15 protein-coding genes are annotated in these 20682 nt (G+C 64.6%); 14 read left to right on the top strand and 1 reads right to left on the bottom strand.

The genetic code is table 11. The features are described from left to right. The first annotated feature begins 46 nt into the window (after window positions 1-46). From recJ to HGI30_RS15605, 12 genes are all read left to right on the top strand, one after another. Window positions 47-2470 (top strand): single-stranded-DNA-specific exonuclease RecJ, encoded by a 2424-nt coding sequence (gene recJ / locus HGI30_RS15660; RefSeq protein WP_168908409.1) that lies wholly within the window; start codon window positions 47-49, stop codon window positions 2468-2470. 21 nt (window positions 2471-2491) lie between these two features. Further along, a complete protein-coding gene (locus HGI30_RS15655; RefSeq protein ID WP_168908408.1) occupies window positions 2492-3004 on the top strand; it encodes an adenine phosphoribosyltransferase in 513 nt (170 codons plus the stop codon). Between the two features lie 1347 nt (window positions 3005-4351). Then, the gene (locus tag HGI30_RS15650; RefSeq protein ID WP_168908407.1) at window positions 4352-6529 is read left to right on the top strand and encodes a RelA/SpoT family protein; all 2178 of its coding nucleotides are present in this window, start codon (window positions 4352-4354) and stop codon (window positions 6527-6529) included. 16 nt (window positions 6530-6545) lie between these two features. Beyond that, window positions 6546-6989: a D-aminoacyl-tRNA deacylase gene (dtd, locus tag HGI30_RS15645; protein WP_168908406.1), complete on the top strand. Its 444-nt coding sequence runs from the start codon at window positions 6546-6548 to the stop codon at window positions 6987-6989. A 112-nt stretch (window positions 6990-7101) separates the two neighbouring features. Then, entirely contained in the window at window positions 7102-7278 is a 177-nt protein-coding gene (locus HGI30_RS15640; RefSeq protein ID WP_168908405.1) for a hypothetical protein, read from the top strand. Between the two features lie 519 nt (window positions 7279-7797). Then, window positions 7798-9069 carry a histidine--tRNA ligase gene (gene hisS / locus HGI30_RS15635; RefSeq protein ID WP_168908404.1) on the top strand — a complete coding sequence of 424 codons (1272 nt, stop codon included), beginning with the start codon at window positions 7798-7800 and terminating at the stop codon, window positions 9067-9069. A 5-nt stretch (window positions 9070-9074) separates the two neighbouring features. Continuing rightward, window positions 9075-10907, top strand: a complete 1833-nt coding sequence (gene aspS, locus HGI30_RS15630) for an aspartate--tRNA ligase (protein WP_168908403.1) — start codon at window positions 9075-9077, stop codon at window positions 10905-10907. Window positions 10908-11048: 141 nt separating this feature from the next. Further along, window positions 11049-11804 (top strand): tRNA threonylcarbamoyladenosine dehydratase, encoded by a 756-nt coding sequence (locus HGI30_RS15625; RefSeq protein WP_168908402.1) that lies wholly within the window; start codon window positions 11049-11051, stop codon window positions 11802-11804. A 137-nt stretch (window positions 11805-11941) separates the two neighbouring features. Further along, window positions 11942-12991, top strand: a complete 1050-nt coding sequence (add, locus tag HGI30_RS15620) for an adenosine deaminase (protein ID WP_168908401.1) — start codon at window positions 11942-11944, stop codon at window positions 12989-12991. Window positions 12992-13267: 276 nt separating this feature from the next. Further along, window positions 13268-14593, top strand: coding sequence for a replication-associated recombination protein A (locus HGI30_RS15615; protein WP_168908400.1), 1326 nt, complete (start codon window positions 13268-13270; stop codon window positions 14591-14593). 292 nt (window positions 14594-14885) lie between these two features. After that, window positions 14886-16250, top strand: a complete 1365-nt coding sequence (locus HGI30_RS15610; protein ID WP_168908399.1) for an Nramp family divalent metal transporter — start codon at window positions 14886-14888, stop codon at window positions 16248-16250. A 158-nt stretch (window positions 16251-16408) separates the two neighbouring features. Further along, window positions 16409-17482, top strand: coding sequence for a hemolysin family protein (locus tag HGI30_RS15605; RefSeq protein ID WP_168908398.1), 1074 nt, complete (start codon window positions 16409-16411; stop codon window positions 17480-17482). Window positions 17483-17688: 206 nt separating this feature from the next. On the opposite strand, the gene HGI30_RS15600 is transcribed toward HGI30_RS15605, so the two are convergent. Continuing rightward, entirely contained in the window at window positions 17689-18204 is a 516-nt protein-coding gene (locus tag HGI30_RS15600; protein ID WP_168908397.1) for an SRPBCC family protein, read from the bottom strand. 514 nt (window positions 18205-18718) lie between these two features. Between HGI30_RS15600 and HGI30_RS15595 the strand changes: the two genes are divergently transcribed. Both HGI30_RS15595 and HGI30_RS15590 read left to right on the top strand, forming a co-directional pair. Next, window positions 18719-19735: an ATP-binding cassette domain-containing protein gene (locus tag HGI30_RS15595; RefSeq protein WP_168908396.1), complete on the top strand. Its 1017-nt coding sequence runs from the start codon at window positions 18719-18721 to the stop codon at window positions 19733-19735. After that, window positions 19732-20547: an ABC transporter permease gene (locus tag HGI30_RS15590; RefSeq protein ID WP_168908395.1), complete on the top strand. Its 816-nt coding sequence runs from the start codon at window positions 19732-19734 to the stop codon at window positions 20545-20547. The genes HGI30_RS15595 and HGI30_RS15590 overlap by 4 nt, the downstream gene beginning before the upstream one ends. The last annotated feature ends 135 nt before the right edge of the window (window positions 20548-20682 follow it).

Below are 20682 nucleotides of genomic sequence, written 5' to 3'. Positions count from 1 at the left end.
GCCGCTAAGCGGCAGCGTTTGTTTGCTGGAAAGGCTGGTGACGGGAGTGATACCGTCCAAAACCCGCTGGCGCATCCGCGAATTGGATGCAGCCGGCGAACAAAAGGCGGCCGAGCTGGCGGCTCGGCTGCGTCTGTCTCCGCTGGCGGCGCGCCTGCTTGTCCTTCGGGGCCAGGAGACGCCGGAGGAGGCGGAACGTTTTTTGCGAGGCGGCGCGGAAGAGCTGTATGATCCTTACCGGCTGCTCGGCATGGATGCGGCCGTGAAGCGGATCCGCGAGGCGGCCGCCCGCGACGAGCGCGTGCTCGTCTACGGCGACTATGACGCGGACGGCGTGTCTTCGACGTCGCTCATGCTCTACCTGCTCCGCGAGCTCGGCATCCGACATGACTATTATATTCCGCATCGCATGAAGGAAGGCTATGGGTTGAACGTGCCGGCCGTCGAACGTGCCGCCGAGCAGGGGTTCTCGCTCCTCCTCACGGTCGACAACGGCATCAGCGCGGTCGAGCCGATCGCGCGCGCCCGCAGCCTCGGCCTGTCGGTCATCGTGACGGACCACCACGAGCCGCCCGAGGTGCTGCCGGAGGCGGATGCGATCGTCAATCCCAAGCAGCCAGGCTGTCCGTACCCGTTCAAGGGACTTGCCGGGGCAGGCGTCGCCTTCAAGCTCGCGCAGGCGCTGCTCGGCCGTCCGCCGCTGGAGTGGAGCGACATCGCGGCGCTCGGCACGGTCGCGGACCTGATGCCGCTCGAGGACGAGAACCGCATCCTGGTTCGCTTCGGCTTGGAAACGATGCGCCGCGCGCCGAAGCCGGGCTTCCAAGCTCTGGCCGAAGCGTGCGGGACGTCGCTCCAATCGGTGACGGCGTCCGATATCGGGTTTCAGATGGGACCTCGCATCAATGCGGCCGGCCGGCTGGAGCATGCCGATACGGCGGTGCGGCTGCTCATATCGCAGGACTTGTCCGAGGCAACCGGCCTCGCCGGGGAGCTGGACGAGCTGAACGTCCGCCGCCGCGCGATCGTCGAGCAGATGGCGCAAGAGGCGGAGGAAGCCTGGCAGGAGCGCTGCCGGCGAGCCGACGAGGCCGGAGAGCCCCATCCCGGCGTCATCGTGCTCGCGAGGCAGGGGTGGAATCCTGGCGTCATCGGCATCGTCGCCTCCAAGCTGCTGGAACGGCATTTCCGCCCGGCGGTGCTGCTCGGACACGATTCCGAGACCGGACTGTGCAAGGGCTCGGCCCGGTCCATCCCGGGCTTCGACCTATATGAGGCGCTGAGCGCCAGCAAGCATCTGATGGAGCATTATGGCGGCCATGCGGCAGCCGCCGGCATGACGCTGAAGCACGAGCATCTCGCGCAGCTGGAGCGCGGGCTTTGCCTGGAGGCGTCGCGGCAGCTGAAGCCGGACGACTATGTGCCGGTAAGCGAGATCGATCTCGTCTGCTCGCCTGAGGAAGCGTCGCTGCAGACGATCCAGCAGCTGGCTCTGCTGGAGCCTTTCGGAAGCGGCAACCCGCTGCCCAAGGTGCTGCTGCAGGGATCCAGGCTCGCCGAGCTGCGGACGATCGGCAAGGACCAGTCCCATCTCAAGCTGTCGCTCGGCACGTCGGGAGCCGGCGCGCTGGATGCGATCGGCTTCGGCCTGGGAGGCCTGGCGGAGCTGCTGGCAGGCAGCCCGTCGGCCGACATTGTTGGAGAGCTGAGCATCAACGAGTGGAACGGCCGAAAACGCCCTCAGCTCATGATTCGGGACTTGGCGGTCCGGCAGCCGCGGGTATTCGATCATCGGGGAACCCGAGATCCGCTGGCGCTCCTCGTCCGGCTGAGGGAACGCTTGCTCCGCGAAGGGAAAGCTGGAGCGGCCGTCGCTTCGCCTGCCAGGCTGCAAGGCCCTGCGCGGCAAGAGACCGCCGCTGCGGGAGCCGGCGAGGCAGGAGGATTCCGCTGCTACAGCCCGGCCGAGCTGCCGGCGGAAGGCTTCGGCTGCCGCGAGCTGGCGCTGCTGGAGGCGCCGTCCTCGTGGGCGGAGCTGGAAGCCGGCCTTCGCCTTACGCCGGGAATCGCTGCCCTCCATCTGCTCTATCCAAGGCAGGCGTCTGCGGGCGCAGACTGGACCGAACGGGAGCGGATGGGGCAGCTCTACGCACGGCTGCGGCGGCTCGCGCCGCTCCCGGGCAGCCGCAGCGAGGCGTCCCGGCAGCTGGCGATGCAAGCGGGCTGCCCGCTTCCTGCGGCGGAGCTTGCGCTGGCCGTCTTCATGGAGCTCGGCTTCCTTCGGGAAGAGGGCGGCGCGCTGGCGCTGGAGCCCTCCCCCGGCCGCCGGGAGCTGGCCGAATCGCCCTCCTGGAAGGCGGCGCGCGAAGAGGCCCGGCTGGCCGCGCTTCTGCAGGACCGTCCGGAGGCGATAAGCGCCTGGCTGGCGCAGCTCCATCCGGAGCGTCAAGCCGAACCTAGTTTGAGTTGAATAAAAAGGAGATCAATGAACATGAATTACAAAGACTATATCCGCGTCATCGAGGACTTCCCTCAGCCAGGCATCCGGTTCAAGGACATCACGACGCTGCTGGGCGACGGCCAAGCCTACCGTGCGGCCATCGAGGAGATGAAGGCCGCGCTCAAAGACAAGCAGATCGACCTGATCGCCGGACCGGAGGCGCGCGGCTTCGTCATCGGCGCTCCGCTGGCGCTGGCGCTCGGCGTCGGCTTCGTGCCGATCCGCAAGAGCGGCAAGCTGCCGGGTGAGACCGTCGAGGCCTCCTATGACCTGGAATACGGCAAGGACAAGCTGGCGATCCACAAGGATGCGATTGCGCCGGGTCAGCGCGTGCTGATTGCCGACGACCTGCTGGCGACCGGCGGTACGATCGCGACGACGATGGACTTGATCCGCCAGGTCGGCGGCGAAGTCGTAGGGGCTTCGTTCCTGATCGAGCTCACGTACTTGAACGGACGCGAGAAGCTGGACGGAACGGACGTCTTCTCGCTCATCCAATATTAATTATTTCTCAGGAAATAATGACGGCCGGGGGGGCGATCCCCGGCCTTTTTGCTGTTTCTCCGCGAGTAGTCCGAGAAGCGGACCGCCGCCGATTTGGCGATTGGCAACGGCTCGCTTCGGTCCGTTACCCTTATCGTCTAAGGAGACAATGCAATACGTAGGCGATCCGCGCTGCCTGGATGAGTTTTCAAGCAACCAATCAGGTTGAGCGAAGGGGTCGGGACTACCGTCATGAGGTTCCGAGCGGCCGAAGGGCATGAGCGAAGGGGTCGGGGCTACCGTCATGAGGTTCCGAGCGGCCGAAGGCCATGAGCGAAGGGGTCGGGACTACCGTCATGAGGTTCCGAGCGACCGAAGGGCATGAGCGAAGGGGTCGGGGCTACCGTCATGAGGTTCCGAGCGATCGAGGGGCATGAATGAAGGGGTCGGGACTACCGTCATGAGGTTCCGAGCGGCCGAAGGGCATGAGCGAAGGGGGCGGGGCTACCGTCATGAGGTTCCGAGCGGCCGAAGGGCATGAGCGAAGGGGTCGGGACTACCGTCATGAGGTTCCGAGCGACCGAAGGGCATGAGCGAAGGGGTCGGGACTACCGTCGTGAGGTTCCGAGCGGCCGAAGGGCATGAGCGAAGGGGTCGGGGCTACCGTCATGAGGTTCCGAGCGGCCGAAGGGCATGAGCGAAGGGGTCGGGACTACCGTCATGAGGTTCCGAGCGGCCGAAGGGCATGAGCGAAGGGGTCGGGACTACCGTCATTTGTGCACGAAGTCGGATGAAAATCGGCGACCGTTAGGAGTATTGAGCGTATGTTGAAACCGGGGAGCGAAGCGGACGGGGGCTCGTGGAGAAGCGGCAGCGGTTCCCTTGGAGGCCGGATTCCTTCCTCTTTGAGTAGAATAATCAAAGGAATCTGGGCTCCAGGGAGATCGGAACGAGTCCCCGTTGCGCGAAGCGGGAATCGGTTTCGGTACCAGTCGTGCGCGAAGCGGGAATCGGTTTCGATATCAATCGTGCGCGAAGCGGGAATCGGTTTCGGTACCAGTCGTTGCGCGAAGCGGGAGTCGGTTTCGGTACCAGTCGTTGCGCGAAGCGGGAATCGGTATCGGTACCAGTGGTGCGCGAAGCGGGAATTGGTTTCGGTATCAATCGTGCGCGAAGCGGGAGTCGGTTTCGGTATCTTGAGCAGACAGGAGCGGGAGGGCGACAGCTGTCCGCGAATGTCGAAAAGCGTCAGGCGGCAAGCGAGTTGACGGGCAACGCATGATGGGGGCATAATAAGAGTTAAACCAATTTTCATAGGTACGGGGACACGGCTGGAGTCGAATCCTGACACTCAGAAAGGGACGTTTCATGGGCATAGACCAATTACTCGCTAAGGCGTCGACTTATATGAAGGAACAGGATCTCGCCAGAGTCCGGGAGGCCTATGACTTTGCCGACCAGGCTCACTTCGGCCAAGTGCGCAAGTCCGGGGAGCCCTACATCCTCCATCCGGTGGCGGTGGCGGAGATTCTCGTGAACATGCAGATGGACGTGACGTCCATCATCGCGGCGCTTCTTCACGATGTCGTCGAGGACACGACGGTGGAGGTCGAGCAGGTGAGAGCCCGCTTCGGCGATACGTGCGCCATGCTCGTCGACGGCCTCACCAAGCTCGAGAAGATCAAGTTCCGCTCCAAGGAGGAGCATCAGAACGAGAACTACCGCAAGATGTTCGTCGCGATGGCGCAGGACATCCGCGTCATCCTGATCAAGCTGGCCGACCGGCTGCACAACATGCGGACGCTCAAGTTCCAATCGGAGGAAGCGCAGCGGCGCATCGCCTACGAGACGCTCGAGATTTTCTGTCCGATCGCGCACCGGCTCGGCATCTCGGCGATCAAGTGGGAGATGGAGGATACCGCTCTTCGGTACCTCAATCCCCAGCAGTACTACCGGATCGCCAACCTCATGAAGAAAAAGCGCGCGGAGCGGGAGGACTTCATCGGCCAGGTCATCTCGCGCATCAGCGAGAAGCTGGACGAGATGGGGATCGAGGGCGACATCTCCGGCCGCCCCAAGCATATTTACAGCATCTACCGCAAGATGACGATGCGCAACAAGCAGTTCAACGAGATTTACGACCTGATGGCGATCCGCATCATCGTGGACAACATCAAGGACTGCTACGCGACGCTCGGCATCATCCATACGCTGTGGAAGCCGATGCCGGGCCGCTTCAAGGACTATGTCGCGATGCCCAAGGCGAACATGTACCAGTCGCTCCACACGACCGTCGTCGGACCGAACGGGGAGCCAACCGAGGTCCAGATCCGGACCTGGGAGATGCACCGGACGAGCGAGTACGGCGTCGCCGCGCATTGGGCGTACAAGGAAGGAACGCCTCCGAGCGGCAACATCGAGGACAAGATGAGCTGGTTCCGGGAAATCCTCGAGCTGCAGAACGAGGCGGAGGACGCATCGGAATTCATGGAGTCGCTCAAGATGGACTTCTTTTCCGATCTCGTGTTCGTCTTCACGCCCAAGGGCGAGGTCATCGAGCTGCCGGCCGGCTCGGTTCCGCTCGACTTCGCCTACCGCATCCATACCGAGGTCGGCAACCGGACGATCGGAGCCAAGGTCAACGGGCGCATCGTGCCGCTCGACCATAAGCTCAAGACCGGCGACATCGTGGAGATCCTGACGTCCAAGCATTCGTATGGGCCGAGCCAGGACTGGGTCAAGATCACCAAGTCCTCGCATGCCCGGGCCAAGATCAAGCAGTGGTTCAAGAAGGAGCGGCGCGAGGAGAACGTCATCAAGGGCCGCGAGGCGCTGGAGCGCGAGCTGCGCAAGCTGGGGCTGGAGCCGTCGGCTTGGATGACCGAGGACAAGCTGATGGAGGCCGCCTCCAAGTTCAGCTTCCACGATCCCGAGGACATGATGTCCGCGATCGGCTTCGGCGGCATCACGGCCGCGCAGATCTGCACCAAGATGACGGAGAAGATGCGGCGCGAGGCCGAGGCGGCGCAGCAGATCGAGCTGACGAGCGAGCCGGTCGAGATGAAATCTCCCGGCTCGCGCAAGAAGGCGGCTACGGGAGGCGTCACGGTCAAGGGCATCGACAATCTGCTCGTCCGGTTCGCCCGCTGCTGCAACCCGGTGCCGGGAGACGCCATCGTCGGCTACATCACGCGCGGACGCGGCGTCAGCGTGCACCGCAGCGATTGCACCAACATCCCGTTCGAAGAAGGTGGCGAGGACGCCGACCGCGTCATCGAGGTCGAATGGGAGGAGTCGGCGGAGTCGAACTACAGCGTCGACATCGAGATTACCGGCTATGACCATCGCGGCCTGCTCAACGAGGTGCTGCAGGCGGTGGCGGAGTCCAAGACGAACATCTCCGCCGTCACCGGCCGCACCGGACGCAACAAGATGGTCATCATCCACATGACGATCCTCATCCGCAACATCGAGCATCTGCAATCGGTCGTGGAGAAGATCAAGCGCGTCAAGGACATCTATTCCGTCCAGCGGATCATGCAGTAAGAGGAGGCGGCATCACGTGAAAGTGGTCGTGCAGCGCTGCTCTTCGGCCCAGGTGGCCGTCGAGGGCGAGACGACGGGGCGCATCGGACGCGGTCTCCTGCTGCTCGTGGGCATCACCCACGAGGACAGCGAGGCCGACCTGAGATGGATGGCCGACAAGATCGTCGGGCTCCGCATCTTCGAGGACGAGTCCGGCAAGATGAATCTCAGCGTCAAGGAAGCGGGCGGCGACATCCTGTCGGTCTCGCAGTTCACGCTCTACGGCGACGCCCGCAAGGGGCGGCGGCCGAACTTCATGGCGGCGGCCCGCCCGGAGCAGGCGGAGCCGATGTACGAGGCGTTCAACGCTGCGCTGCGGGCATCCGGCCTCAAGGTCGAGACCGGACGCTTCGGGGCGATGATGGACGTGTCGCTCGTCAATGACGGGCCGGTCACGCTGGTGATCGACAGCAAGGAATAAAGGCGGTTCGCGCGGCCGGCGAGCAGGATTAAGTCCGGCCGGGCGTGGCAACACTACTTATCGAAATGGTTCGCGGCATCCGTGGCTCAATTTTCGAAAGGAAGTGCATGTCATGCGAATAGGACGCAAGCAGCTCATGCTGGATGGAGCGGGACGCCGGCTGCTGCAGGCCGAGCGGCGCGAGGCGCTGCTGCTGGAGGATCTCGAGGAGGATCTCGAGTTCGCGGAGGACTGGGCCTGCTCGGCTCCGGCTCCGGCGCGCAAGCAGCCTGAGCCCGAGCGCCCCTGACCGTTTTGTCATCGAATTGTAATCCGACCGGAACGCTGCCTTAACATAAGAGGGCTATACTGAACCTCGACCCCCTTTTTAATAGGTTGACCTGTTGCCCGGAGCTGCCGCTCCGGGTCCTTTTTTTGCCGGATTCTTGACTTGATCCCTGCAGCGCGGTAGAATGGTGGAAATTCACTCATATGGCTTCGATGATGGGAACAAGTAGTTCAGCACACGTACGCAGAGAGGGACGCCGTTCGGCTGCAAGCGTCCTTATGGTGGCTGGAAGAAGGACATCCCGGAGAACGGTCGGCGAAACGGGAACGAAGTAGCTGATCGCGTGTGGCGGGCGTTAACCGCATCGGAGCGGACGCGCGGGCTGGCAGTAGCCTTCGCATTCGGAATCAGGGTGGCACCACGGGAGAATGAACGATGGCTCTCGTCCCTGGCGACATGTCGTCGCCGGCGGACGGGAGCCTTTTTGCTGTTTTCCGCCCGCCCGGGCGATGCGAGGAAATAGAGACAGGAGGGGCATGCATGAGGTTTCAAAAAATGCCGGGCACTCAGGATTTGCTGCCCGGAGCGGTCGAGCGCTGGCAGCTCGTAGAGGCGAAGGCGCGGGAAATCTGCCGACGCTTCAACTTCAGGGAAATCCGCACGCCGATGTTCGAGTCGACGGATCTGTTCCGCCGCGGCGTCGGCGAGACGACGGACATCGTCGAGAAGGAAATGTATACGTTCGAGGACCGCGGCAGCCGCAGCCTGACGCTGCGGCCGGAGGGGACGGCGGGCGTCGTGCGCGCCTACGTGGAGAACAAGCTGTACGGCGAGCCGGATCTGACCAAGCTGTACTACATCGGGCCGATGTTCCGCTACGAGCGCCAGCAGGCGGGACGCTACCGCCAGTTCCATCAGTTCGGCGTGGAAGCGCTCGGCTCGGCGGACCCCGCGCTTGACGCCGAGGTGATCGCGCTCGGCTACACGTTCTACACGGAGGTCGGGCTGCGCGGCGTGCGCGTCGAGATCAATTCCGTCGGCACGCCGGAGGTGCGGGCGCAATTCCGCTCCAAGCTGCTCGACTTCCTCGAGCCGAAGCGGCAGCTGCTTTGCAAGGACTGCCAGTCGCGCATGGACCGCAATCCGCTGCGCGTGCTGGACTGCAAGGTCGACCAGGAGCACTTCGAAGGCGCGCCGTCGATTCTCGACAGCCTCGACGAGGCGAGCGCGCAGCACTTCGCCCAGGCGAAAGCCGCCCTCGACGACATGGGCATCCCGTATGAAATCAACCCTCGCCTCGTGCGCGGCTTGGATTACTACACGCACACCGCTTTCGAATTCAAGGCGGAGGGCATCGGCGCGATCGACACGATCGGCGGCGGCGGGCGCTACAACGGCCTCGTCGGCGAGATCGGCGGGCCGGACCAGCCGGGCGTCGGCTTCGGCCTCGGCCTCGAGCGCACCGTGCTCATCCTGGAGCATCAGCAGGAGGAGGCTTCGGCGGCGCAGCCGCTCGACGTCTATCTGGTCGCTCTCGGCGAGGCGGCCGAGCGCGAGGTGTCCCGGCAGCTGCATGCGCTGCGCGGCGCCGGATTGTCGGCGGATCGCGACTACCAAGGGCGCAAGATGAAAGCCCAAATGAAATCCGCCGACCGTTATGCCGCCCGCTTCACGGCGATCCTCGGCGACGACGAGCTGGCGCAAGGGCAGATCGCGCTCAAGCGGATGGATACGGGCGAGCAGCGGATGGTGCCCCTGAGCGGCCTGGCCGCTGCGATCCGCAACGAACAGCCAACTACCGACAAGGAGTGAAGGATATGAGCAGCATCATTCAATGCGGACGCTTGAGCAAGGCGGACGTAGGCAAGACCGTCGAACTGAAAGGGTGGGTGCAGCGCCGCCGCGACCTCGGGGGCGTGCTGTTCATCGACCTGCGCGACCGCACCGGCATCGTGCAGATCGTCTTCAACCCGGACTTCTCCGGCGATGCGCTGGCTGTCGCCGATCGCGCGCGCAGCGAGTACGTGCTTGCCGTCAAAGGCAAGGTCGTCGAGCGCGACGCGGAGACGCGCAATCCGAACCTGGAAACGGGCGAGATCGAGGTGCGCGTCACAGAGATCGAAGTGCTGAACGCGGCCAAGACGCCTCCGTTCCCGATCGAGGACGGCATCGAGGTGGACGAGACGCTCCGCCTGAAGTATCGCTACCTGGACCTGCGCCGTCCGGAGATGCAGCGCACGCTGCTGCTCCGCTCCAAGGCTGCGAAAATTTTCCGCGACTTCCTGGACGGCGAGCAGTTCGTCGAGGTGGAGACGCCGATCCTGACGAAGAGCTCGCCGGAAGGCGCGCGCGACTACCTCGTGCCGAGCCGCGTGCATGCGGAGGAGTTCTTCGCGCTTCCGCAGTCGCCGCAGCTGTACAAGCAGCTGCTCATGGTCGGCGGCATCGAGCGCTACTACCAGATCGCACGCTGCTTCCGCGACGAGGACCTGCGTGCCGACCGCCAGCCGGAGTTCACCCAGGTCGACATCGAGACGTCGTTCCTGAGCCAGGACGAGCTGCTCGCCATGATGGAGAGCCTCGCCCAGCGACTGTTCAAGGAGACGGTCGGCGTCGACATTCCGGCCCCGTTCCAGCGCATCACCTACGCCGACGCTATCGACAAGTACGGCTCGGACAAGCCGGACCTGCGCTTCGGCCTGGAGATCGAGGACATCACCGATATCGTCTCGTCGAGCGACGTCAAGGTATTCGCCAGCGTCGCGTCGAGCGGGGGCGTCGTGCGCGTCCTCAATGCCAAAGGCTGCGCGAGCTGGAGCCGCAAGGAGCTGGATGACCTGCAGCCGTTCGCGGCCCGTTACGGCGGCAAGGGCCTGGCCTGGATCACGGTCAAGGACGGCGAGTGGCGCGGACCGATCGTCAAGTTCCTCAAGCCGGAGGAAATCCAGGCGCTTACCGAGCGGCTGGGCGTGGAAGAAGGCGACCTGCTCATGTTCTCTGCGGACAAGAAGAAGGTCGTCGCCGACGTGCTCGGCAACCTGCGCCTGAAGGTCGGCCGCCAGCTCGGCTTGATCGACGACTCCGCGTACAAGTTCGCTTGGGTCGTGGACTTCCCGCTGCTCGGCTGGGACGAGGAGGCGAAGCGCTACGTGGCGGAGCATCATCCGTTCACGCGGCCGAAGGAAGAGGATCTGCATCTGTTCGAGACCGATCCGGGCGCGATCCGCGCGCAAGCATACGATCTCGTGCTGAACGGCTACGAGGTCGGCGGCGGCTCGATGCGGATCTACAAGCGCGAGGTGCAGGAGCAGATGTTCCAGGCGCTCGGCTTCTCGATGGAAGAAGCGCATGACAAATTCGGCTTCCTGCTCGATGCGTTCGAGTACGGCACGCCACCGCATGGCGGCATCGCGTTCGGCTTCGACCGCCTCGTCATGCTGCTGACGAACCGCAGCAACCTGCGCGAGACGATCGCCTTCCCGAAAACGGCCAGCGCGACCGACCTGCTCATGGATGCTCCGGCACAGGTCGATCTTGCCCAGCTGCAGCAGCTGCACATCCGCACCGTGCCGAAGCCAGGCTCCAAGCCGGCCGCGCCGCAAGGCGGCCAGCCGGCCGAAGCGGCCGCCGGCGCTCCCGTCCAAGGCTGATCGGGACGCCGCGTCGCCCGCAGCGGCGGCAAGCCCGCTGCTCCGGACCATAGATTTGCCGCCAAAGCCGCACCGGCTCCGGTGCGGCTTTGGCATCGCCCGCGGGCAACCGCTGGAAACCAGATAGGGAGGCGAAAGCCCATGTTGAACCAGTTTTCCCGCACCGAGCTCGCGTTCGGTCCGGAAGGCATCGACGTCATGAAGCGCAGCACGGTCGCCGTGCTCGGCATCGGCGGCGTCGGCTCGATCGCCGCGGAGGCGCTCGCGCGCACCGGCGTCGGCCGCATCATCCTGATCGACAAGGATGTCGTCGACATCACCAACATCAACCGCCAGATCCACGCCTTGACGACGACGGTCGGCCAGCCGAAGGCGGATCTGATGCGCGACCGCATCCAGCTCATCAACCCGGAGTGCGAGGCGATCAGCCTGCGCATGTTCTATACGGAGGAGACGTACGAGAAGCTGTTCCAGTACCCGCTCGACTACGTGCTCGACGCTTCCGACACGATCTCGTACAAGGTGCATCTCATCAAGCAGTGCCTGGAGCGGAACATTCCGGTCATCTCCAGCATGGGCGCGGCCAACAAGATGGACCCGACGAAGTTCACGGTGACGGACATCTCCAAGACGCATACCGACCCGGTCGCGCGTGTCGTCCGCCAGAAGCTGCGCCGCGAAGGCGTGCGCAAGGGCGTGAAGGTGGTCTTCTCGTCGGAGGCCCCTAAAAAGCCGCGCGAGGACGTGACGCAGCGGATCGTGCCGGACAACGCGCCGGAGATCCGCAAGGCGCAGCAGCCGCCGGCGAGCAACGCGTTCGTGCCGCCGGTCGCCGGCCTCATCATGGTCAGCGCAGCGGTGCGGGACCTGCTGGAGAAGAGCGGCATCGAGGTGTAGGCGGACAGTCCGGTTCGATCCCACAAGATAGGTATATGTCACCTATTAAGGGAAAGCCTATTTTGGGTGAGGTATATTGACATCGACCTGTAGAGGAAGTACCATCGATCTAATACCCTGCGGGAAGGTGATGGACGATGGAGATGAGTTTGATGCGACGCTTGCCCAAGATCGAGCTTCATTGCCATCTGGATGGAAGCATGCGGCCGGCGACGGCGGCCCAGATCGCGGAGGAGGAAGGAATCGAGCTCAGCTGCGCCGATCTGCGGGAGCTGACCGAACGGATGACGGCGCCGCCTTCCTGCTCCAGCCTGGTCGAATACCTGGAGCGGTTCGAGCTGCCGCTGCTGCTCATGCAGACGCGCTCGGCGCTGAAGCGGATCGCCTATGAGGCGGCCGAGGATGCGGCGCTCGACAACGTCCGATACGTGGAAGTGCGGTTCGCCCCGCAGCTCCACACGCGAGGAGGCCTGTCCGTCGACGAGATCGTCACGGCCGTGGCGGAGGGCTTGTCGGAGGCGGAGGCGAGATACGGCCACTGCGTGCGGATGATTCTCATCTGCATGCGCCATCATGGCCAGATGGACAACGAGGAGGTCGTGCGGGCCGCCAGCCGGTTCGTGTCGCTCGGCGTCGTCGGCGTCGATCTGGCGGGCGACGAGGCCGGCTATCCGAACGAGCTGCATGCCGAAGTATTCGAGCTGGCGCATCGGCTCGGCCTGCCGATCACGATCCATGCCGGCGAGGCGGCCGGGGCGTGCAGCATCCGCTGCGCGGTCGAGAAGCTGCGCGCCCGGCGGATCGGACACGGAGTCCGGCTGCGCGAGGACGCGGAGGTGACGCAGCTCATCCGCGAGCGCCGCATTCCGCTCGAGCTGTGCGTCATCAGCAACGTGCAGACCAAGGCGGTCCCGTCGATGGACCATCACCCGATCCGGGACTATCTCGACAGCGGGCTGCTCGTGACGGTCAATACGGACAATCCGACCGTATCCGGCACGAACCAGACCCGGGAATACGAGAATCTGGCGCGCCGCTTCCGCTTCTCCGAGCGGGACATCAAGAACGTGGCGAGGCATGCGATCGAAGCGGCGTTCGTGGACGAAGAGCGCAAGCGGCAGCTGAAGGCGAGCTTCGAGCGCGAATGGCGGGAGCTCGGCCTGACTGCCGGAGAGGCGCAGGCTTGACCGGCCGCCGCCTGGACACTGCCGCCGCTGCCGCGGACATCGCGGTGCCGACGGTCCGGCTGTCCGGGCCCTGACGGCGCAGCCATGCAGCAGGCAGCGTAGGCAGACCACAGACGAGGCGGACCGCCGGCCGCTTCGTCTATTTGTCGTTTGTTTTTTTGGTCCGCCGTCTTGCCGCGGTCTTCTTCCCCTTCCGACGCGGAAGCGAACGTTTGTACGCCGAAGTCGCGGTATGGTACACTTTCAGGAGAATTTCTTAGAACCGAGGTGGCAGGCATGGACTTGTTCGACTACAAGGAAGAGGAGCGGCAGCCGCGGGCAAGGCTGCTGGCCGATCGGATGCGGCCTCAGACGCTCGACGACTATATCGGCCAGGACGACGTCGTCGGCCCGGGCACGCTGCTGCGCCGGGCGATCGAAGGCGACCAGGTGAGCTCGCTGCTGCTGTTCGGCCCTCCCGGCAGCGGCAAGACGACGCTCGCCCATATCATTTCCCGCCGGACGGAGGGCGAGTTCGTCAAGCTCAACGCCGTCGATGCGACGGTCAAGGACGTGCGCGACGTCATCGAGCGGGCCAAGAGCGCCAAGTCGCTGTACGGCCGCAAGACGATCCTGTTCCTCGACGAGGTGCATCGCTTCAACTCCTCGCGGCAGGACGCGCTGCTGCCTGCGGTGGAGCAAGGCATCATCATCTTCATCGGCGCGACGACCGAAAATCCGTTCCACTCCGTCAACGGCGCCTTGCTGTCGCGCTCGACGCTGTTCCGGCTGCATGCGCTGGAGAGCGGGCATGCGCTGGAAGCGATGCGGCGCGCGATCGCCGACAAGGAGCGCGGACTCGGCTTCATGAAGCTCGACGTGCGGCCCGAAGCGCTGGAGCATATCGCCGCCATGGCAGGCGGCGACATCCGCCGCGCGCTCAACGCGCTGGAGCTCGCCGCCGTGACGACGCCATCCGAGCCGGACGGCTCCGTGATCGTCACGCTGGAGGTCGCTCAGGAGTCGATCCGCAGCCGCGCCGTGCAGGCCGACGAGTCGACCCAGTACGACGTGCTGTCGGCATTTCACAAAAGCATCCGCGGCTCCAGCGACGCGGCGCTGTTCTGGTTCCTGTACGCCGTCGAGAAGCTCGGCATGGATCCGATGGTGTTCATCCGCCGCCTTATCGTCGCCTGCAGCGAGGACATCGGCCTCGCCAATCCGCAGGCGATGCTGCAGGCGGTCGCCAGCATGGACGCCTACCACAAGATCGGCTGGCCCGAGGCGAAGTACAACGTCGCGCAAGCGATCCTGTTCGCGGTCGAGAGCCCCAAGTCCAATGCGACCGCCCTCGCCATCGGCAAGGCGATGGCCAAGATGGATGCCGTCGGCACGCCCGAAGTGCCGCTGCATCTGCGCGACGCGCATTACAAGGGCTCGCAGCAGCTCGGCCATGTCGGCTACCAATACCCGCATGACTTTCCCGGCCATTACGTCGATCAGCTTTATTATCCGGAGCGCCTCGCCGGCTCGACGGTCTATGAGGCGACCCGCCAGGGCATGGAGGACAAGATCCGCCACAACCAGCAGCAGCGCCGATCGGACCGGAACCAGAGCCGCTGACCGCTCTGCCCTCTGGCATCGCGTCGTCAGGCTAAAAAGCTTGACGCTAGCGCGGAGGTTGCCTTTCCGACCGTTCGAGAGCCTGCTCCGCCGGCTTGCCGCCCTTCGGGGCGGCGGGCTTTTTCGTCTGCGCGCGCATTCATGATTAACAACAACGAAATTTAGGGTTAAACTATATAGAGATGTAACATTTGCGTTTCTTCGTCATATCTTTAACGGAAAGAGGAATCGCCGGCTCTAAAAGTTTCCCTGACTCAACATAGATGTGCGTGCGCAAAAGGAGAGATGAGCGATGAAGAACGAGCGATGGGGCGGGACTGAAGCAACGCTGGAATCGGGCGGGTGGAAACGAAGCGGAGGGGAGCCGTCCCTCGCCGAAGCCAACCGCAGCCTCCATGTGCCGCAAAAAGGGAGCTGGCTGCGGAAGCTGCTCGCGTTCATGGGACCGGGCTATCTGGTCGCCGTCGGTTATATGGATCCCGGCAACTGGGCGACCGATCTGGCAGGCGGCTCCTTGTTCGGCTATACGCTGCTGTCGGTCGTGCTGCTGTCGAACCTGATCGCGATGGTGCTTCAGTCGCTCTCCGGCAAGCTGGGGATCGTCACGGGCCGCGATCTGGCGCAGGCTTGCCGCGACCACTACAGCAAGCCGGTCGCGCTGCTGCTGTGGGTGCTTTGCGAGCTGGCCATCGCCGCGTGCGACCTGGCGGAGCTGATCGGCACGGCGATCGCGCTCAACCTGCTGTTCGGCCTGCCGCTGCTGTGGGGCGTCATACTCACCTCGCTTGACGTCCTGCTCGTGCTGCTGCTGCAGAACAAGGGCTTCCGCTATATGGAGGCGCTCGTCATCGTGCTGATCGGCACGATCGGCGGCTGCTTCCTGCTGGAGCTGGTCTGGGCGCAGCCGGTCGTGGCCGACGTCTTGAAGGGCTTCATCCCTTCCGGCCAGATCGTCTCGAACCCGGCGATGCTGTACATCGCCATCGGCATTCTCGGCGCGACGGTCATGCCGCATAACCTGTACCTGCACTCCTCGATCGTGCAGACGCGACGCTTCGAGCAGACCCCGCTGGGCAAAAAAGAAGCGATCCGCTTCGCCACGCTCGACTCGACGATCGCGCTCGGGCTGGCGCTGTTCATCAACGCCGCCATCCTGATCGTCGCCGGGGCGGTATTCCACACGAGCGGCTATACCGACATCGCCGAAATCAGCGATGCCTACCGGCTGATGGCGCCGCTCATGGGCGGTGCGGCGGCCAGCGTGCTGTTCGGCGTGGCGCTGCTGGCCGCCGGCCAGAACTCGACGCTGACCGGCACGCTCGCCGGCCAGATCGTCATGGAAGGCTTTCTCGGCCTGCGCATGAAGCCTTGGCTGCGGCGGCTCATCACCCGCCTGATCGCGCTCGTGCCGGCCGTCATCGTGACGGCGCTCTATGGAGAGAAAGGCACCACCGAGCTGCTCATCTTCAGCCAGGTCATTCTGTCGCTGCAGCTCAGCTTCGCCGTCATTCCGCTCGTCCAATTTACGAGCGATCCGCGCAAGATGGGGGAATTCGCCAATCGGCCGCTGCTCAAGGGCGTTGCCTGGAGCTGCGCGCTGCTGATCGCAGCGCTGAACCTCTATTTGCTCGCGATGACCGTGAGCGGCTGGTTTTGAACGCCAAGAAGGACGGGGGCGAGCCGAAGCCCTCGTCCTTCTTGGCTTGCGTTCGGAATAGTTCGACTTCTTCCGCATACACATAGAGGCAATCGACTTGATCTGGAGGAGGTGGCCCGACTTCCGCATTCGCTTTCGAAGCGGAAGAAGGGTAGAGCGTGTCCGACGACCCCTTGCCGCTCGGCATCAGCTTGCTGCTCATTGTAGCTCTCGTTTTCCTGAACGGCTTTTTTGTCGCCGCGCAGCTCGCGATGGTGAAGGTGCGGAGCAGCCGCATCAGCGCCCTCGTCTCCGAGGGCAACGGTAAGGCGCGGTTCGCCTCCCGCCTCACCGGCAGCCTCGATTCCTTCGTCTCCGTCTGCCAGCTCGGCATCACGCTCGCCTCGCTCGGGCTCGGCTGGGTCGGCGAGCCGGCGGTCGCGGCGCTGCTCGAGCCGCTGCTGCTGCGCTTCGGCATCGCCGGTCCGGCGGCGGGGACCCTCTCGTTCGTGGCCGCCTTCGGCTGCATCGCCCTGTTCCACATCGTGCTCGGCCAGCTGGCGCCCAAGACGCTTGCCATCCGCCAAGCGGAAAAGGTCACGCTCTGGACCTCCCGCCCGCTCATCCTGCTTCACGCGCTGCTCTACCCCGCCATCCGCGTGCTCGACGGCATGGCGGGCCGGCTGCTGCGATGGAGCGGCCTTGAATCGGCTGCCGGCACCGAGCCGGCGCATAACGAGGAGGAGCTGCGCCTGCTCATGCAGGAGAGCCGCCGGAGCGGGCTGATCGATCCGGCGGAGCTGGCGCTCATGGACAATATTTTCGACTTTGCGGGCACGCAGGCGAGGGAGATCATGATTCCAAGAACGGACATGATCTGCCTGTACGTCGACCGCACGCTGGAAGAAAACAAAGCCGCCGCCCTGCAGCGCATGCATACGCGCTATCCGGTGTGCGACGGAGACAAGGACGACGTGATCGGCTTCGTCCACATCAAGGACCTGCTGCGAGCGGGAGCGCAGACGACGAACTGGCACGGCCTGATACGTCCGGTGGCGGCTGTGCCGGCATCGACGCGCATTCAGGCGCTTCTGGCCCGGATGCAGCAGGACAAGACGCAGCTCGCGATTCTGATCGACGAGTATGGCGGCACGGCGGGGCTGGTGACGCTGGAGGACATCGTGGAGGAGATCGTCGGCGACATCACCGACGAGTTCGACGCGGAGCGGAACCTCCGCGATACCGGCACCTGACCGGCCGCAGCTCGCGGCAGGACGCGAGGGCCGGCACGGGGACGGAGGTGAGCGAGGGCGTCTCTGGAAATGAGCCGGCCTCGAGCAGATGGGGATTCAAGCCCGGATGGACGTGTCAGCTGTTGCTGCCGTCCATGCGGTTGGTAGAGCCAGCCGTTGCTGCCGTCCATGCGGTGGTAGAGCCAGCCGTTGCTGTCCTCTATGCGTCAGCTGTTGCTGCCGTCCATGCGGCGGACACAGGCAGCGAGGCGCTCCCACGTCTGGCTCATCCCTTCGACGACGCCGAGCTTGAGCGAGCGCTTCAGCGCTTGCGAGGAAGCGAACTCCGCTCGGCTGACGAGCATCGTGCGGCCGTTCCCCTCGCGGAACTCCAGCGTGACGAGCAAGCCTTGTCCTTCGGACACGTTGCCGGCCTCGTCCGCCGCGTAGTCTTCATAGACGAGGTGCCGGTCAGACTGGAGCTCGCGGTAGACGAACTTGCCCCAAGTCTTCCGGCTGCCGTCCTCGGAGGCGAGGCCGTAGTGCCAGCTTCCGCCCGGCTGCAAGTCGAGCCGGCTCTCCGCGACGGTCCATCCCTTCGGTCCCCACCACTGGCGGAGCAGGTCTTCCTCTGTATAAGCCCGGAACAGCTGCGAGGGCGAGGCGTCGAACGCGCGCTCGAGCAGCAGCGTGCTTCCTTTGGCTTTGGAGGCGACCGATGGAGCGGGTTTTCGTTTCAACATGCGGCATTCATCCTCTCTATCGGTTGGATCGATTTCTATTATGCGGGAGCGCGCGCGGCCGTTCAAGGCGCCGTTGCATGCTCGCGCGTCCGCATGCCCGGGTCGGCAAGCCCGCGATTTCCATTCCCCATGCTCTATTTCGCCTGCTCCATCCCGCATCCGCTCCATCCTGGCATCCGCACCATCCCGGCGTCTGCTCCATCCAGGGATTCGCTCCATTCCGCATCCGCTCCATCCTGCGTCCTCCATCCCGCATCCGCATGCCGCGTGCGGGGACTGCGCGAATGCCGAGCCGGCGGGGGCTGGACAGGCCTCGGCCAGCTGCGGCGCCAGCCCAAGACCAAGGGAGCAAGCTCCTTTGGTTCGTTCTGTCCCGCACCGCCTCGAAGTCAATCCGCTCTTGCGCCTTCCCTCATTCATGAGCGTCCCGCCCATTCCTTCGCTTCGGTTCAAATCGAGTTCACATTCGGGAGGTATGCTTGCAGCGAACGATATCCAGGGAGGATGAACCACGATGAAATCCAATCCATCGACTACGGGCGAGTGGGCGGTCGAAGCGCTCGGACTCGTCAAGCAATTCGGAGACAACCGGGCTGTCGACGGCGTGGACCTGAACGTGCGCGCAGGCTCGATCTACGGCGTGCTAGGCCCGAACGGAGCAGGCAAGACGACGACGATCCGGATGCTGGCGACGCTGCTGCGGCCGGATGCGGGCGAGGCGCGCATTTTCGGCGTCGACGTGATGCGGAAGCCGCAGCAAGTACGGCAGCTGATCGGCGTGACGGGGCAATACGCTTCGGTCGACGAGTCGCTCAGCGCGACCGAGAATCTCGTGATCTTTTCGCGGCTGCTCGGCCTCGGCCGCGCCGAGTCTAGGCGCAGAGCGGCGGAGCTGCTGGAGGAGTTCGGCCTGACCGAAGCCGCCAAGCGGCCGCTCAAAAACTTCTCCGGCGGCATGCGCCGGCGGCTTGATCTGGCTGCCAGCCTGATCTCTCAGCCTCCGCTCCTCTTTCTCGACGAGCCGACGACGGGACTCGATCCGCGGACGCGGGCGCAGATGTGGGACACGATCCGCAGGCTGGTCAAAAACGGCTCGACCGTGCTGCTCACGACGCAGTATCTGGACGAGGCGGACCAGCTCGCGGACCGCATCGCGGTCATCGACCGCGGCCGCGTCGTCGCCGAGGGCACCGGAGACGAGCTGAAAGCATCGGTCGGCAGCTCGTCGCTGCATCTGCGGGTGACCGATCCGGGCCAGATTACGACCGCCCGCGAGACCGTCGAGCGCGTGCTGCAGGCCCGCTCCAGCGTGACGGCGGAAGCCGGACGAATCACCGCGCCGATGGCGGAAGCCGGCCAAGTCACCGACCTGCTGATCGCCCTGCGCGGCGCAGGCGTGAATCTGGCGGAGATCAGCGTGCAGAAGCCGACGCTGGACGAAGTGTTCTTGACGATCACCGGCAGCGGCCCGGGGGCCCCTTCGCCGGATGCTCCCGCAGGCAACGAACGAATGGAGGCAAGAAACGCATGAAGACCGAATTCGCGCCGGCAGGCGCTTCCCGCCGGATCGTGCAGCGCGGAGGCTTCGTCCAGGCCATCCGCAACTCGCTGACGATGGCGTACCGGGGGCTGCTCAAGATCAAGCGGACGCCGGAGCAGCTGTTCGACGTGACGCTGCAGCCGATTCTGTTCACGCTCATGTTCACGTATATTTTCGGCGGGGCCATTTCCGGCGACGTGCCCAGCTACTTGCCGGTCATCATCCCCGGCATCCTCGTGCAGACGGTCATCGGCACCTCGGTCGTCACCGGCGTGCAGCTGCGCGAGGACATGGACAAAGGCGTGTTCGACCGCTTCAAGTCGCTGCCGATCGCGCGCATCGCGCCGCTGGCCGGCTCGCTGCTGGCCGATACGGTGCGCTATACGATCGCTACGGTGCTGACCTTCGTGATGGGCTACCTGATGGGCTATCGTCCGGAGGGAGGCCTCGGCTACGTGGCCATCGCCGCCGTGCTCGTCATCGTTTGCTCGTGGGCGGTCAGCTGGATCTTCGCCTTTTTCGGCGTCATCGCCCGCAGCGCCTCCAGCGTCCAAGGCATCTCGATGATCGTGCTGTTCCCGCTGACGTTCCTGTCCAACGCGTTCGTGCCGGTCGAGACGATGCCGGACTGGCTGCAGTGGTTCGTAAAATTCAATCCGGTCTCCCATCTGGTGAGCGCCGTGCGCGATCTGGCGAACGGCGGGACGCTCGGGGCAGAGGTCGGCTGGTCGCTGCTCGCCGCCGCTGCGATCGTCGCGATTTTCGCGCCGCTGACGGTGAAGGCATATATGCGCCGCACTTGATGGCTTGTGCTTCGCTGCATCTGCCCCGCCGGAGCATGTGCCGGCGAGGAGGCGTGGGATTGCCGTCGGAGGCGGAAGCGCTTGAGCGACATGCTTCGGAACATGCCCGTTTGTGGAGCGCTTGAAGCTCCAAGC

The organism is Paenibacillus albicereus, from assembly GCF_012676905.1.
In the GTDB taxonomy this organism is placed as follows: domain Bacteria; phylum Bacillota; class Bacilli; order Paenibacillales; family Paenibacillaceae; genus Paenibacillus_O; species Paenibacillus_O albicereus.
This window is presented reverse-complemented; position numbering and strand designations above follow the sequence as displayed.